This is a genomic window from Flavobacterium filum DSM 17961, from assembly GCF_000425465.1.
Taxonomy (GTDB): domain Bacteria; phylum Bacteroidota; class Bacteroidia; order Flavobacteriales; family Flavobacteriaceae; genus Flavobacterium; species Flavobacterium filum.
In genome coordinates, this window is the sequence record NZ_AUDM01000004.1 from 52,233 (window position 1) to 67,649 (window position 15,417).

The following is a 15,417-nucleotide window of genomic DNA, read 5'->3' on the forward strand; positions in this document are numbered from 1 at the left end:
ATAAATTTTTAAATTAAATTTTCAGCTACCATACTCAAATAACCATTTTTCGTCAAAATAATATGGTCCATTACCATAATATCTAATAACATCAAACATTTTTTAATTTTTTCAGTGATTAAAATATCATTCTCACTTGCTTGTAATTTTCCTGATGGGTGGTTGTGAGCTAATACAACACTTATTGCTAAACTTTCAACGGCATATTTCGCCACAATACGTACATCTACTACAGTCCCGGTAATACCTCCCTGAGAAATTTTTGCATAACCTATTGTTTGATTTGAAATATTTAACATCAGTATGAAAAAAGATTCAAAAATTTCAATGTCATCATTGTATAATTCCCGTATAAATTTTGCCGCATCTTCATTTGTTACAATTTTTACTCTTGGAAAATTCGTTTGAATAGTTTTTAATTCGTACATTTTTGCATTCATAATTTTTAAGATTTTAGTTAAACTTTTTTTTGATACATTCAGATTTTAGATTTTAGATTTTAGAGCCTAATTTTTATTTCCTTTTCTGAACTGATTATTTTTAAGAACTTTTAATACATTCATCTTTTTGAGTTTTGAGTTTCTTCGCCTTTTACATTCCACCATATGAAAATTCCATTTTAATAAGCAATCGAAAGCCGTTTAAATCTAGATTTTAAGCCTTTTTTTTCTTTCAATAACATTGAAAAAAAAGGCTATAAAATCTTTTTAAGGCGGCTTGCGTAATTGTGTTTAAAATGGAATTTTTCAACTTTGAATGTAAAAAGCGGGGACACTCAAAATTCATGAATGTGTTAAAAGCTTAAAAAAGAAGTTCAAATTAAAAAAGGAAATACTCTACAGCGTAACGAAGTGAAGCGTTCCAAAAGCGTAGCGATAAAGAAAATAATAACTCTTAAAATTATGTTAAAATCTAAATTTTAAGTATCACAAAAAAATGTTGACGTCGCCAGTAACTACGTCAACTTACAGTCCGAATCTCGGAATTAAAAACGAATGTAATTATTTGTCTATAAGTGAATTAAACAAAAAAACAACTAAATGTTAAAAAACCCTTAAAATCTTTTGTTTTAAAATGTTAAAAACATTGTTAATAATTTAAACAACAATAAAAAAATGAATTTTCTTTTCATCGTTAAATTTACATACACAAAGCAAACCAATTCAATTAATCAATCATTCTAATAACATACTGATATTGAACTATAATTTATATTATGTAAAATAGAAATTATTAATAATTAAATTCGTTTATTACTGATATAAATGAAAACAATTGATGTTAGAACAAAAAGTATTGTTACACCTACACTATTTAGAAGAACAACTTTATAACCAATTGTATTCACATCTAAAAATGGATATGGATAATGTTTAATAAAAAAACCAAGAATTAATACCAAAGACAAATAAAATAATGGAAAAATTAAAATTTTGAATATATAACGATATGGAATTTGATAACGATTATTATTTTTAAACCATATTATAATAAATAATACAGGATTAATGACATGTAATAATTCATCTAAAATTTTACTTAATCCGGTTGGATTCCAAATAAACCTTAAAATACAATTATAAACAATAGCCACGATCGTAATATAAATTACAATTGTGATTTGAGTTGTATAAGAAATTAATTGTGATTTTTTATAAAATAAGCAAAAACTATAAAATAACGTAACCATTAGATTAGATAAAATGGTAAAATAAGTAAAGAATTTGAGATTTGTAACCAAAACATTTGTCTCACTATTTTTCACAAATATGATGTACTGAGCAATTAAAGTAAACCACCCCAATAAAAACCCAATTCGAATCAGATTGTTTTTTAAATTCATGTAAAAATATTTTCATAAAGTTAATAAATATGGTTTAATTTTTGAAATAAATTGGTCAATTTGACTAATTTTATAGTATAATTTACTTTTTGTATGAAAAATTCAATTGCTGAACGTATTGCCGATTTTTTAAAAAATTACCCCCCTTTTACTAGCTTGATTTATAGCGAATTAGTCGATATTTCAAAACAGATTCACGTGCTTCATATGGAGAAAAATCAAGTACTTTTTAAAGTTGGCGATCAAACGCATGGCTTTTTTTATGTTGTAAAAGAAGGTGCAATTGGACTTTCAGTAAATTCTGACACAGAAGAAACGCTGATTGATAAATGTGATGAAGGTGATATTCTTGGACTTCGTCCTTTTTTTGCAAAAAACAATTATTTAATGACCGCTAAAGCTCGAGAAGAGTCCCTAATTTATGCTATTCCAATCGAAATTTTTAAACCGTATGTAAGTCAAAATGCTGAAGTTTTAAGTTTCTTATTGGAAAGTTTTGCCTCCAATACAAGAAATCCTTATGACAAAGAACATAAAGGAAAACTGATTTCTGAAAATGTAATTTACAATGAACAAAGTTCTGAAATACAATATTTTCAGCCCATTAAATATACGTCTACTCCTATTACAGCATCCAGAAAAAATAGTGTTAAAGAGGTTGCAATAACAATGACACAACATAAAATTGGTAGTGTAATTATTCAAGAAAATAATTTACCTGTTGGAATTGTTACTGATAAAGATTTACGTTCAAAAATTGCCACCGGAAAATTTTCTATTGATATTCCAATCGAACAAATAATGTCAGCACCTGTAATTACGGTTTCTGAAAACATATCAATTGCTGAAACGCAATTAATCATGTTGAAACAAAATGTTGGTCACCTTTGTGTTACAGCTGACGGAACTACAAAATCTAACATTATCGGAATTATTTCTGAACATGATGTTGTAGTTGCACAAGCCAACAATCCCGGTGTTTTACTAAAGGAAACCAAGCGTGCCACTCGTTCAAAAGAGTTGAAATTGGTGCGTGAAAAACTGAATGATTTAATTCAAAATTCATTGGATAAAAATATTCCTATTCAACATATTTCAAATCTTGTTGGTGAAATCAATATTGCCATTACCAAAAGAGCAGTTGAGTTAGCTATTGAGAAAATGGATGAACAACCCCCTACTCGATTTGCTTGGATGAATATTGGCAGTCAGGGTCGTAAAGAGCAATTATTGATGACTGATCAAGACAATGCCTTAATTTTTGATGATGTAGAGGAAAACCGCTATGACGATGTGAAAAAATATTTTGTTGAATTAGCTGAAAAAGTAACCAAAACATTGAATAAAATAGGTTACGAATTTTGTCCGGCAGAAATGATGGCAAGCAACCCAATGTGGTGTAAATCAGTAACGGATTGGAACAAGCAATATAATTCCTGGATCAACAAACCTGGAGAAAAAGGAATCTTAATGTGTTCAATTTTCTTTGATTATGATTTCATTTATGGGGATGAAAACCTAGTGAATCAAATTACTGAAAACATCTTTGCTAACATTCATAATAATCAATTGTTTTATGCTTATTTAGGGACAGATGCATTGAAAAACCCACCTCCATTAGGCTTTTTCCGTCAGTTTTTGGTAGAAGATGACGGAGAACACAAAGATACTTTTGACATTAAAAGTAGAGCTTTAATGCCCTTGATAGATGCTGCACGATTATTGATTTTAAGTCAAGATATCAAAGGAATCAACAACACCTATCAACGGTATAAAAAAATGGCTGAATTAGAACCTCAAAACGCCGATTTATTTGAAAGTTGTGCAGATGCTTTTTCTACACTTTCTCATTTTAGAACAGAAGAAGGTTTAGCAAACAATAGCAACGGTAGATATTTGAATTTGAATGAATTATCTAAATCAGATAAAGTAAAACTTAAAAACACTTTTCAACCGATTCGCGAAGTACAAGATGCCATAAAAAATCGTTTTCAACTGACTTATTTTACTTAATTTATGGTATTTAAATGGTTTAAAAAAGTAAACAAAGAGTATCCTAAATTTTGGGAGAATTACCTCGAATATTTTGAGCAAGAACCTAATGATTCTAAACCAAAACGCTTTGTAGTTTTTGATTGTGAAACAACTGGCTTGGATCATCGCAAAGATGTTATATTATCCATTGGTGCAGTTGCAGTAGTTGAAAATGCTGTTATTGTAAATGATGCATTGGAAGTATTCCTAAAACAAGATGTATATAAACCTGAAACTGCCTCTATTCACGGCATTTTAAAAGAAGGAAAGGAAGAAAAAATTGTAGAAGCCGAAGCGGTCATTCGCTTTTTAGAATTCATTAAAAATGCTACTCTCGTTGGTCATAACGTGAATTTTGATATCGAAATGATTAACCAAGCTCTTAAACGCATAAACGTTGGAAAACTCAAAAATGACAGCATGGATACGGATGCCATGTATCAAAAATTCAAAGGTTTGCAAGAGGATCAACATTCAACTTTAGATGAACTTTGCAAAGTATTAAAAGTAGAAAAAAGCGACCGACACACCGCATCTGGAGATGCGTATATTACGGCTCTAGTTTTTTTAAAACTAAAGAAAAGACTTTTGATATAAACTAGTTAAGATAGTTGGCTAAAGCTAAATTTTGTTTTCATACTTCACTCACAAAAAGTTTGCAAATTTCTGTTGCTCCCAAAGCTGACAAATGCATAATATCTGTAATTCCATCCAGAAAATAAGCGTTTTCTCCTTCGGTAAAATGTAAACGTAATTTCTTTGATTCTTCCACATCAAATGAAACTTCCATTTGCTCTGTAAGATATTGTAATAAATGAACGGAACATTTACTTCCTGATCTATGCAAGGTATAATTTCCTTGTGCATCTAACAAAACACCTTGGGGATTAAATTTTCTTCTGGTAATCGATAAAAAAAATATTCCTCTTACCAACATAACTGCTATCGCTAATAAAATCAATTTTTTTGATGATTTAGCATTTTTGCTATAGCTTTAAATTTTAGATTTTGATAAATCTTACTCTTTCATAGAAAATCAAATTTATTGTTAAAAAATTAAATTTTTAATTAACAATAAACTTTTCTGTCAAAATTTTATATTCTGATTCTAATTTTAGAATATACATTCCGTTTGAAAGTCCATCAACATAAATTGTATTGTTGGTATTTAAATATCCTGATGAAACCGTTTTTCCCATAACATCAATTATAGAGTAATTTGAAACAACTCCATCAAAACCAACTTTTATAAGATCATTGGTTGGATTGGGAGAGATTGTAAATGAAGTGGATTTATTGTCGTTCAAAACTAAAACACCATATCTGCTAGCTGCAAAAATTGAATTATCACATTCGAATTCCAAAATATATTCTGATGGCAATGGCAGATTATCAACGATTCCTGTTACTGTATTTACAACTTTCAAATCGCGTTCACCAACGGTATCCACACCAACAAAAATAAATGAATCGGTTTCTTGGTCAAAAGTTTTGTTGCCCATTTCATATCCCGGAGTGTCAACCATGTCAACTATTGTAGAGACAGTGGCGTTTAGAGGATTTAAGACACCAATTTTAACAGAGATTGGTGTTCCAAATTCATATGAGTTGTTATACATGGTGTATATTGTATTCGTTTTGTTGCTAAATTCTAATCCGTAAAAATCTACTAACGTTGAATCCGTAATTGGAAGAATTGTATAAGAAAAAGGCTGAGAATTTACATTTACGGTAACTAGCTCCTTGACGCCATCTTCTTTTAATACCGTAAAATAAAATATTTTTAAATTAGAATCAAAACAGGAAGAATCATGATAATAACTTCTAAACGAATCAAAATTTATAACTCCTAAAGTGGTAGTGGTTAATGTTGATGGATTAAACATTTTAAATTCAGGGTTGTTAGGGTCTGAAAAATCATAACTGTAAACTAGACCACTCTCCATGTCTACTTCGCTTCCGCCGTTGAATAAGCTACTTTGTGGAGAAACAGTAATTATTTGAGAATTGGTATCATAACTAAAAAGTTTATTTTGATATTCTCCTGAATCATACTGGATTGCATTGACATAGAATTTTGCACTTCTAACATCAAAAGTTGAAGTTCCCATGTAAACGGATTGAATTGTGGAAGGTATACTGCTATTAAACGAACTAGAACCGGCATTCCACTTTACAATGTCCAATTCATTATTTTCTGTTATATTAAAACCAATTAATTTGATTTCCTGGGCATTTATAATTAGAAAATTACTGAGAAAAACGCAAATTGTAATAAATAATTTTAAGTAATTTTTTGTTTTCATAATAGTTTGATTTACAGAATAATAAATCAAAGTTACTTACATAATTTAACATCCATCATTAAACATAAGTTAAATGTTTATAAAATAAAAAAAACAATAAAAATCTATCCCAAAAAAAAGGGCTTATTGAGTCTGTAAACTTCAATAAGCCCGAAATAATTTTTTACAACTTCCCTTCTTTAATCTCCTCCACAATTTCAGGATTCAATAACGTAGTTATATCTCCAAAATTAGAATAATCTCCTTCCGCAATTTTACGTAAAATTCGTCGCATGATTTTTCCGGAACGTGTTTTAGGTAAACCACTTACAAACTGAATTTTATCCAATTTAGCAATTGGTCCGATTTGATCAGAAATTTGTTGGTTTATTTCTTTACGGAGATTTTCTTTATCACGGGTTTCACCGGTTTCTTTTAAAATCACAAAGCCATATAAAGCATTTCCTTTGATATCATGTGGGAAACCAACAATTGCACTCTCTGCCACTGCAGGGTGTTCGTTGATAGAATCTTCAATTGGAGCGGTTCCCAAATTATGACCGGAAACAATGATTACATCATCTACTCTACCTGTGATTCGGTAATATCCTACTTCATCACGTAAAGCACCATCTCCAGTGAAATATTTCCCTGGGAAAGCAGAAAAATAGGTTTCTTTATATCGTTGATGATCTCCCCATATTGTTCGTGCCATTGATGGCCAAGGGAATTTAATACACAAACTTCCAGTGACTTGATTGCCTTCAATTTCGTTTCGCAATTCATCCATCAAAACGGGTTGAATTCCCGGTAATGGTAAAGAAGCATAGGTTGGTTTTGTGGGTGTAACAAATGGAATAGGTGAAATCATAATTCCTCCCGTTTCCGTTTGCCACCATGTATCGACTAGTGGGCATCGCTTCCCTCCTACGTGGTCATTATACCAGTGCCAAGCTTCTTCGTTTATCGGTTCACCAACAGAACCAATCACTTTTAATGATTTTAATGGAAAACGTTGAACGTAATCCAAACTTTCTTTAGCTAAGGCACGAATGGCCGTTGGAGCGGTATAAAATTGAGTAATTTTATGTTTTTCAATCACTTCCCAAAAGCGACTGAAATCCGGATAAGACGGAACACCTTCAAAAATAACCGTAGTAGCTCCATTCAATAATGGGCCATATAAAATATAGGAATGTCCGGTTATCCAACCAATGTCAGCTGTACACCAATAAATATCATTTTCTTCGTAATTAAATACATTTTTAAACGTATAGGCGGTATAAACCATGTAACCAGCCGTGGTATGCAACATTCCTTTTGGTTTTCCGGTTGAACCGGAAGTATAAAGAATGAATAACGGATCTTCTGCATCCATAATTTCGGCAACATTATTGGGAATAGCATCGTCTAAAAGCGGTTGCAACCAAAGATCACGACCCCCTTTCATGTTCACGTTTTCGTTAGTTCTTTTTACGACCAAAACTTTTTCTACGCAAGGTGATTTTTCTAATGCTTCATCAATAATACCTTTTAAATCAATGGTTTTATTTCCACGATAACCTCCGTCCGACGTTATAACCATTTTACATTCACTATCGTTAATTCTGGCAGAAACAGCCGAAGCTGAAAATCCTGCAAAAACCACTGAATGTATCGCTCCAATTCGTGCACAAGCTAAAACAGCAACAGCCAATTCAGGAATCATCGGCAAATAAATACAAACCCTATCCCCTTTTTTGATGCCTTGATCACGCAATACATTCGACATTTTGGCTACTCTACCATATAAATCATTGTATGTAATATGTTGTGCTTCTTCGTCGGGATTATTGGGTTCAAAAATAATGGCCGTTTTTTCACCTCTTTTAGCCAAATGACGATCAATACAGTTTTTGGTAATATTTACTTTAGCATCTAAAAACCATTTGAATTTTGCTTCTTGCATATCAAATTCAAATACTTTGTCCCATTTTTGGTACCAAGTGAAATTCTCATCAGCAATACGGTCCCAAAATTTTCTGGGCTCACGTACCGATTTTTTATACATTTTGAAATAATTCTCGAGGTCATGTATTTTATAGTAACTCATATTGTTTCAACTTTAGTTTTAATATCATGTAAATTTATGTATTCTATCCTTTAATAGCAATATATCTTTGCTAAAAAGATATAGCTTATTTTATGAAATCTGTTTTATTTTTGCTTTGAATTTGTATATAACTCAATTACTCCTTGAATTTCGTCAATAATTGCTTCATCGTCAATTGTTGATGGAATTTGAAAATTTTCTTTATCAACAATACTTCTCAATAACTTTCTTAAAATTTTTCCTGAACGCGTTTTGGGTAAACGTTGAACAACCATTACATTTCGCAAACAAGCTACCGCACCAATTTTTTCACGAATCAAATGAACAATTTCGTATTCCAATTGAAAATGTTCCATTTCATTACCGGTTTTTACTACTATCATGGCTAAAGGAATTTGTCCACGAAGTTCATCATTTACACCAATTACGGCACATTCAGCCACCGCCGAATGCGAAGCTACAATTTCTTCCATTTCGGCTGTTGACAAACGATGTCCTGCCACATTGATAACATCATCCACTCTTCCGGTAATGAAAATATATCCTTCTTCATCTTTAAATCCTCCATCTCCTGAAAAATAATAACCGGGAAATTTTTGTAAATAGCCGGAATGAAATCGTTCAGTATCGTTCCATAAATCCAACATCGTTCCGGGTGGTAAGGGTAATTTAATGGTTACAAATCCTTCTTCATTGGAATTCAATTCTTGACCGTTTTCACCCAAAATTTGAATAGCATAACCGGTAACTGCTTTTCCGGCTGAACCAGGTTTGATTGGCAAAAACTCCACTCCCATCATATTAGCAATCATCGGCCAACCAGATTCCGTTTGCCACCAATGGTCAATGGCCGGAACCGGAATATGCTCATTATACCATTCCAAAGTAGCAACATCACAACGTTCTCCAGCTAAAAATTGGGTTCGTAAACACGACAAATCGTATTGTTTGATAAATTCCCCATTCGGGTCTTCTTTTTTGATGGCTCGAATAGCGGTTGGAGCAGTAAACATCACTTTTACCTGATGATCTGATATCACTCGCCAAAAAGTTGAAGCATCAGGAGTTTTAATTGGTTTTCCCTCAAATAAAACAGTTGTATTTCTATTGATGAGAGGACCATAAACAATGTAACTGTGTCCGACTACCCAACCTACATCTGAAGCGGCCCAAAAGACTTCACCGGGTTGAGCTCCGTAAATGTATTGCATAGAAAATTTAAGTGCGGTTGCATAACCACCTGTATCTCTGACAATTCCTTTGGGTTTTCCGGTTGTTCCCGATGTATATAAAACATATAACGGATGAGTCGATTCCACCGAAACACAATCAACTTCTTCTGAACCATACACTAACGCATCATAATCGACATCGTATTTTTTGAAAGGAACTCTCGCTCCTAATTTTCGGTTTAAAACCACCACTTTTTTGGGTTTATGACTCGCTAATTCAATGGCTTCATCAACTAAAGGTTTATAGGCAATCAAACGATCTACTTCAATACCGGAAGACGCCGTTAAAATAATTCTTGGTTTACAATCATCTATTCGGATTGCCAATTCATGAGGAGCAAATCCGCCAAAAACAACGGAATGAGTGACTCCAATTCGAGCACAAGCCAACATGGCAAAAGCGGCTTGCGGAATCATTGGCATATAAATAACCGCCGTTTCCCCTTTTTTAATGCCTAATGAAAGTAAACCTCCGGCAAGTTTTGCCACTTCTGTTTTTACTTCATTATACGTATATTTTTTTACGGTTTGCGTAACCGGAGAATCATAAATAATGGCAATTTGCTCACCATAACCGTCTTCAATGTGTTTATCTATTGCCAAGTAACACGCATTTAATTCGCCATCGGCATACCAAAGTGGATACTCGTTTTTGTCTTTTGATAAAATGGTTTGCGGTTTTTTAAACCAATGTATAGATTCAGCTTGATCGCTCCAAAATTGTTTAGGATTGTCAAGACTTTTTTGATATAATGCTAAATATTTCATTTTTGTGTGTTGTTTCTAATATTGTAATTCATTCTTCACTACTTACTAAGGACTATGAACTAAGGACTGAGAACTGAGGACTATGAACTAGTAGCAAGCAATTCATTCACTTGATCCACTAATTTTTTAATTGAAAAAGGTTTCGTCATATAGGCATTAGCTCCTAATTGCATACCTTTTTCAATATCACTTTCTTTGTTTTTGGCAGAGAGAAAAATGACTTTACAATGGGTTAATTTTTCATTCTTTTTAATCGATTCAATGGTAGCATAACCATCAACATTGGGCATCATGATGTCGAGAATAATTACATCCGGTTGTTCTGTTTTTAAAATATCCAGAGCTTCTTGACCGTCACGAGCGATAAATACTTCAAAATTTTGTTTTTTGAACGTATATTCCAACGACATGATAATGTTGGGTTCGTCATCTACTAATAAAATCTTTTTCATCTTTATTGTATTTTTTTAGGAAGAGTAAATGAAAAGGTTACGCCATTTTGAACGTTTTCTGCCCAAATTTTGCCTTTATGAGCTTCAATGATTTGCTTGCAAATGGCTAATCCTAAACCGCTTCCGATTGGTTTTTTAATATTTTGATTGCTGGATTGATAAAATTTGTCGAAAATAGACTCTAAATCCTCGGGATTGACTCCTTTTCCGTTGTTAAAAACATTCACTTTCAGATATTCATCTTCATGCTCAGAAAGGGTGATGATAATTATTCCATCCTTTTCATCAGCAAATTTAATAGCATTGGAAACCAAATTGGTAATCACTTGAATGATTCTTTCTTCATCAAAAGAAATAAAAGTGGTATTCTGATTTTCATCAAATTCAACGTGTATTTTTTTATTAGAAATCAATTGTTGCAAAGGCGATAGTGATTTTGAAATGGTTTGAACTATACTCCCTTGAGTTGGATAAATTTTCTGCTTACCGGTTTCAAATTTTTCCAAATCCAAAATTTTATCAATCAAACGATTTAAACGATCTGATTCGGTAATAATATTTTGAAGAAATTGCTTTTTCAATTCATCCGGAATTTCATCATCGTCATGTAAAATTTCGCTTGCGGCACGAATGGCGGTTATTGGCGTTCGTAGTTCATGCGTAACAGTATCCAAAAATTCATCTTTTTGTTTGTCTTTCAAAACCAAATTCTCATTGGCTTTTTTCAATTGAGAAGAAAGCTCTTTTAATTCATTGGATGTTTCCGTTAATTTTTTGTTGATAATAAGATTTTCTTTCGATTCCTCTAATATTTTTAAGACTTCCGGTAAACTGATTTTGTCTTCTTTGGTTACACTTTCAATTAAAATTTTAGCCGAAGCAGTGCCAATGTGTCCGGTTAGTAAGTTTTCTGCAAATTTGACTAATCGTGCATCTGCCATCAAATTATCAGGAGCGATATTATATTTCATTTTGAAAATAGAAAGTGCACGATTGGTTCGCTCTTCACCTAGAAAACGCTTTAAAACTTTTTGAATATCAGATACATAAGCCGTTCCTTTCCACACAAAAGCATTTTCGTGATTGTTGATGTATTTGTCGATATCAACATACATTTCTGCATAATTTCGTTCGCGATAATTTCCTTTGAAACTAACAGAAACAGCCATATAAACCAATACATTAAATAGCAAACTCCAAAAAAGAGCATGTGGAATAGGATCCAGATAATCCAATCCGAAAAGCTGAAAAGGTTGTAATATCGTGAATCCGAAAAAACCTTCTTTAAAGAAATTACTTCCCGGATTAATTGAACTCAGCAAAAAAGGCAACATGATGGTGTAAAAGCAAATTAACATTCCCACCACAATACCGGCAACTGCTCCGTTTAGTGAGCCTCTTTTCCAAAAAATAGCTCCAAAAAAAGCGGGACCGAGTTGGGCAACAATTACAAATGAAATCATTCCAACCGATACCAACGAAAAATCCATGATAAAGTAGCGGTAATAAATAAAAGCTAAAATGATTAGAAGAAATATACCAATTCGTCTAATGTTTACAATTCTTTCGCTATTGCTTTCCTGATTATCTTTTTGTAACGAACCTAAAACGCCATACGGAATCAATAAATTATTACTCAACATAGTTGAAAGCGTAATCGATGAAACCACAATCATAGAAATGGCGGCAGAAAATCCTCCCAAAAAGACCATTACTGTCATGATTGTATTGTCAAAAAGTTGTGGAATCAAAAGGGAAAACATATCCGGATTAACATTTTTTCCTTCAAATAAAATATTTCCACCCCATGCAATTGGGTAAACGAACAAATTGAACAACAAAAGATACAGTGGAAATAACCAAATGGCAGTTCTAATGTGCTTTTCTCGGTTGTTTTCTACAATTGACATATGAAATTGTCGAGGTAATAAAAATATCGAAAAGAACGATAAAACAATGAGCATCATCCAGTTCATTCCGCCTTCTAAACCATGAATTGTATTTCTTTCTTCGAAACTTTCCATCAAAGAAGCTTTGGCATAAATGGCATCAAAACCATCAAAAACATAAAAAGTAACATACAATCCAAGTATAATGAAAAAGAATAATTTGAGTAATGATTCCATTGCCACAGCCGTTACAATTCCTTTTCTCTTTTCGGAAGCATCTACGTAGCGAGTACCATAAAAAGAAGCAAATACGGCTAAAACAATCGCAACATAAGTAGAAGTATCAAAAAATACATTGTTAGATTCCTCAGAATTTGTAACAATATGAAACGTTTCAGAAATAGCTTTTAATTGTAAACCGATATAGGGTAAAATGGCTATTAATGCGATTAGTGTAACCAAAGCCCCCATGAATCGACTGTTGCCATATCGTAAGGAAATAAAATCGGCAATACTCGAAATTTTATTGACTCTTGAAATGCGAATTATTTTTCTTAGAATCAAAATCCAAGCCGGAAAGGCAATAACCGGACCGAGATAGATGGGAATAAAATTCAAACCTGAATTGGCTGCCACACCAATACTTCCGTAGTACGTCCAAGTGGTACAATACACCGCAAGTGAAAGTGAATAAACATAGGGATTATTTGTCCATTTTGAATTTCCTTTTCCTTCTGCCCATTGTGCAATAAAGAAAAGTAATCCAAGATATAAGAGTAATATGACTAATAAATACCCGCTATTCATTGTATTTTTTTAAAAAATAAAAGGATAAAATGATGGATAAAGTCCAAACAGAAAAAATATAAAAATAGATGATTGGAATTCCAAAAATTGCATCGGAGTTATTGAACAGCAATAGAATTGGGAAGTTAAACGCTACCCAAAGCAACAAACTAAGAATTACAAATTTTTGAAGATGCCTTTTTTTCATATTTTCATTTTTCATTTTATAAACAAACTCTGCTCTTGATATTCAAAAGCAGAGTATGTTATAAAACATTGATTATCAGTTAATGGTCAACAGCTTCTCCTGCTCCAGAGGGAATTCGAATGTTTTCCACAATTTCCTGAACATCATGAGGTGGTTCCGGTGTAAATTTATTCACTACCAAAGCTACAACAAAGTTGGCAATCATAGCTACTGTTCCGAAACCTTCCGGTGAAATACCAAACCACCAATCAGGTTTTAACGAATCTACTACTTCTTTTCCACCATCGAAGATACCGAATTTAAATTTCAACATGTAGTAAATCATCAATAACATTCCAACTACCATTCCACTAATTGCACCTTCTTTATTCATTTTCTTATAGAAAATACCTAAAATAATGGCCGGGAAGAATGAAGCTGCGGCTAATCCAAACGCTAAAGCCACTACGGCAGCAACGAATCCTGGTGGATTGATTCCGAAATATCCTGCAATACAAACCGCAACAGCAGCAGATCCACGAGCAGCCCATAGTTCACTTTTTTCTGAAATGTTTGGGTTGATCATTTTCTTAATTAAATCATGCGAAACAGAAGAAGAAATCACCAACAATAATCCGGCAGCCGTTGATAATGCAGCAGCTAAAGCTCCTGCCGCTACTAATGCAATTACCCAATTGGGCAAATTCGCAATTTCGGGATTAGCCAATACCATAATATCATTGTCAATTTTTAATTCGTTGGCATCTTTATCGGCTACATATTGAATTTTTCCGTCTGCATTTTTGTCTTCAAAAGTTAACAATCCTGTTTTTTCCCAATTCACAAACCATTGTGGCATAGAACTATATTCTTTATCACTTACAGTTTGAATTAAATTAGTTTTAGCAAATACCGCAACAGCTGGTGCAGTAGTATAAAGAATCGCAATTAACAACAATGCCCAACCTGCTGATTTACGGGCGTCTCGTACTTTTTTAACGGTGAAAAAACGAACAATAACGTGAGGTAATCCTGCAGTTCCAACCATTAATGCTAATGTTATAGCAAATACATCAATCATTGATTTAGAACCGCTTGTGTATTCATCAAATCCTAATTCTGTTTGCAATCCGTTTAATTTATCCAATAAATACGTTCCTGAACCATCGGCCATTGTTCCTCCCATTCCTAATTGTGGAATTGGATTACCTGTCATTTGAATGGAAATAAAAATAGCTGGAACCATAAAAGCAAAAATCAAGACACAATATTGAGCCACTTGTGTATACGTAATCCCTTTCATTCCACCTAAAACAGCATAAAACAATACGATTATCATCCCGATAATTACTCCTGTATTAATATCTACTTCTAAGAATCTGGAGAAAACTACTCCTACTCCACGCATTTGTCCCGCTACATACGTAAACGATACGATCAAAGCACAAAAAACTGCCACTGAACGAGCTGTTTTGGAATAATAGCGATCACCTATAAAATCCGGCACCGTAAATTTTCCAAATTTTCTGAGGTAAGGAGCTAATAATAAGGCTAATAAAACATAACCACCGGTCCAACCCATTAAGTAAACCGCTCCATCATATCCGGCAAAAGAAATAATTCCCGCCATTGAAATAAAGGAAGCGGCTGACATCCAGTCTGCAGCAGTTGCCATTCCGTTTGCGATAGGTGAAACACCACCGCCGGCAACATAAAATTCTTTAGTTGATCCGGCTCGAGACCAGATTGCAATTCCGATGTAGAGAGCAAATGTGATCCCTACTATAATATATGTCCAAATTTGTACATCCATTTTGTTTATTTTTTTGAGTTGCTGAGTAGCTGAGGT

12 protein-coding genes are annotated in these 15,417 nt (G+C 32.9%); 2 read left to right on the forward strand and 10 right to left on the reverse strand.

Features of this window, described 5'->3' with window-relative positions:
• Positions 1-8 precede the first annotated feature (8 nt).
• Together H601_RS0101670 and H601_RS0101675 are read right to left on the reverse strand one after the other, a co-directional pair.
• Entirely contained in the window at positions 9-440 is a 432-nt protein-coding gene (locus tag H601_RS0101670) for a JAB domain-containing protein (protein WP_026709896.1), read from the reverse strand.
• A gap of 800 nt (positions 441-1,240) precedes the next feature.
• Complete coding sequence (locus tag H601_RS0101675) at positions 1,241-1,843, reverse strand: Pr6Pr family membrane protein (protein ID WP_026709897.1); 603 nt, start codon at positions 1,841-1,843, stop codon at positions 1,241-1,243.
• A gap of 93 nt (positions 1,844-1,936) precedes the next feature.
• Between H601_RS0101675 and H601_RS0101680 the strand changes: the two genes are divergently transcribed.
• Positions 1,937-3,856, forward strand: a complete 1,920-nt coding sequence (locus H601_RS0101680; protein WP_026709898.1) for a DUF294 nucleotidyltransferase-like domain-containing protein — start codon at positions 1,937-1,939, stop codon at positions 3,854-3,856.
• 3 nt (positions 3,857-3,859) lie between these two features.
• Positions 3,860-4,474: a 3'-5' exonuclease gene (locus H601_RS0101685; protein ID WP_026709899.1), complete on the forward strand. Its 615-nt coding sequence runs from the start codon at positions 3,860-3,862 to the stop codon at positions 4,472-4,474.
• Between the two features lie 37 nt (positions 4,475-4,511).
• Here H601_RS0101685 and H601_RS15040 read toward each other — a convergent pair whose 3' ends face one another.
• From H601_RS15040 to H601_RS0101725, 8 genes are all read right to left on the reverse strand, one after another.
• Positions 4,512-4,838 carry an SGNH/GDSL hydrolase family protein gene (locus tag H601_RS15040; protein ID WP_156900323.1) on the reverse strand — a complete coding sequence of 109 codons (327 nt, stop codon included), beginning with the start codon at positions 4,836-4,838 and terminating at the stop codon, positions 4,512-4,514.
• 103 nt (positions 4,839-4,941) lie between these two features.
• Positions 4,942-6,183, reverse strand: coding sequence for a T9SS type A sorting domain-containing protein (locus tag H601_RS0101695; protein ID WP_026709900.1), 1,242 nt, complete (start codon positions 6,181-6,183; stop codon positions 4,942-4,944).
• A 163-nt stretch (positions 6,184-6,346) separates the two neighbouring features.
• Entirely contained in the window at positions 6,347-8,254 is a 1,908-nt protein-coding gene (gene acs / locus H601_RS0101700) for an acetate--CoA ligase (RefSeq protein ID WP_026709901.1), read from the reverse strand.
• A gap of 104 nt (positions 8,255-8,358) precedes the next feature.
• Positions 8,359-10,254: an acetate--CoA ligase gene (locus H601_RS0101705; protein WP_026709902.1), complete on the reverse strand. Its 1,896-nt coding sequence runs from the start codon at positions 10,252-10,254 to the stop codon at positions 8,359-8,361.
• Positions 10,255-10,334: 80 nt separating this feature from the next.
• Positions 10,335-10,706, reverse strand: a complete 372-nt coding sequence (locus H601_RS0101710) for a response regulator transcription factor (protein ID WP_026709903.1) — start codon at positions 10,704-10,706, stop codon at positions 10,335-10,337.
• Positions 10,707-10,708: 2 nt separating this feature from the next.
• The gene (locus H601_RS0101715; RefSeq protein ID WP_026709904.1) at positions 10,709-13,402 is read right to left on the reverse strand and encodes an ATP-binding protein; all 2,694 of its coding nucleotides are present in this window, start codon (positions 13,400-13,402) and stop codon (positions 10,709-10,711) included.
• Complete coding sequence (locus H601_RS0101720; protein WP_026709905.1) at positions 13,395-13,589, reverse strand: hypothetical protein; 195 nt, start codon at positions 13,587-13,589, stop codon at positions 13,395-13,397. The genes H601_RS0101715 and H601_RS0101720 overlap by 8 nt, the downstream gene beginning before the upstream one ends.
• Positions 13,590-13,668: 79 nt before the next feature.
• Positions 13,669-15,381, reverse strand: a complete 1,713-nt coding sequence (locus tag H601_RS0101725; protein WP_026709906.1) for a sodium:solute symporter family protein — start codon at positions 15,379-15,381, stop codon at positions 13,669-13,671.
• Between the last annotated feature and the right edge of the window lie 36 nt (positions 15,382-15,417).

What these genes read in the sequence shown, in the direction of transcription:
- H601_RS0101670 (WP_026709896.1), bottom strand. Translation starts at nt 440, where the DNA reads ATGAATGCAAAAATGTACGAATTAAAAACTATTCAAACGAATTTTCCA.
- H601_RS0101675 (WP_026709897.1), bottom strand. Translation starts at nt 1,843, where the DNA reads ATGAATTTAAAAAACAATCTGATTCGAATTGGGTTTTTATTGGGGTGG.
- H601_RS0101680 (WP_026709898.1), top strand. Translation starts at nt 1,937, where the DNA reads ATGAAAAATTCAATTGCTGAACGTATTGCCGATTTTTTAAAAAATTAC.
- H601_RS0101685 (WP_026709899.1), top strand. Translation starts at nt 3,860, where the DNA reads ATGGTATTTAAATGGTTTAAAAAAGTAAACAAAGAGTATCCTAAATTT.
- H601_RS0101695 (WP_026709900.1), bottom strand. Translation starts at nt 6,183, where the DNA reads ATGAAAACAAAAAATTACTTAAAATTATTTATTACAATTTGCGTTTTT.
- acs (WP_026709901.1), bottom strand. Translation starts at nt 8,254, where the DNA reads ATGAGTTACTATAAAATACATGACCTCGAGAATTATTTCAAAATGTAT.
- H601_RS0101705 (WP_026709902.1), bottom strand. Translation starts at nt 10,254, where the DNA reads ATGAAATATTTAGCATTATATCAAAAAAGTCTTGACAATCCTAAACAA.
- H601_RS0101710 (WP_026709903.1), bottom strand. Translation starts at nt 10,706, where the DNA reads ATGAAAAAGATTTTATTAGTAGATGACGAACCCAACATTATCATGTCG.
- H601_RS0101715 (WP_026709904.1), bottom strand. Translation starts at nt 13,402, where the DNA reads ATGAATAGCGGGTATTTATTAGTCATATTACTCTTATATCTTGGATTA.
- H601_RS0101720 (WP_026709905.1), bottom strand. Translation starts at nt 13,589, where the DNA reads ATGAAAAAAAGGCATCTTCAAAAATTTGTAATTCTTAGTTTGTTGCTT.
- H601_RS0101725 (WP_026709906.1), bottom strand. Translation starts at nt 15,381, where the DNA reads ATGGATGTACAAATTTGGACATATATTATAGTAGGGATCACATTTGCT.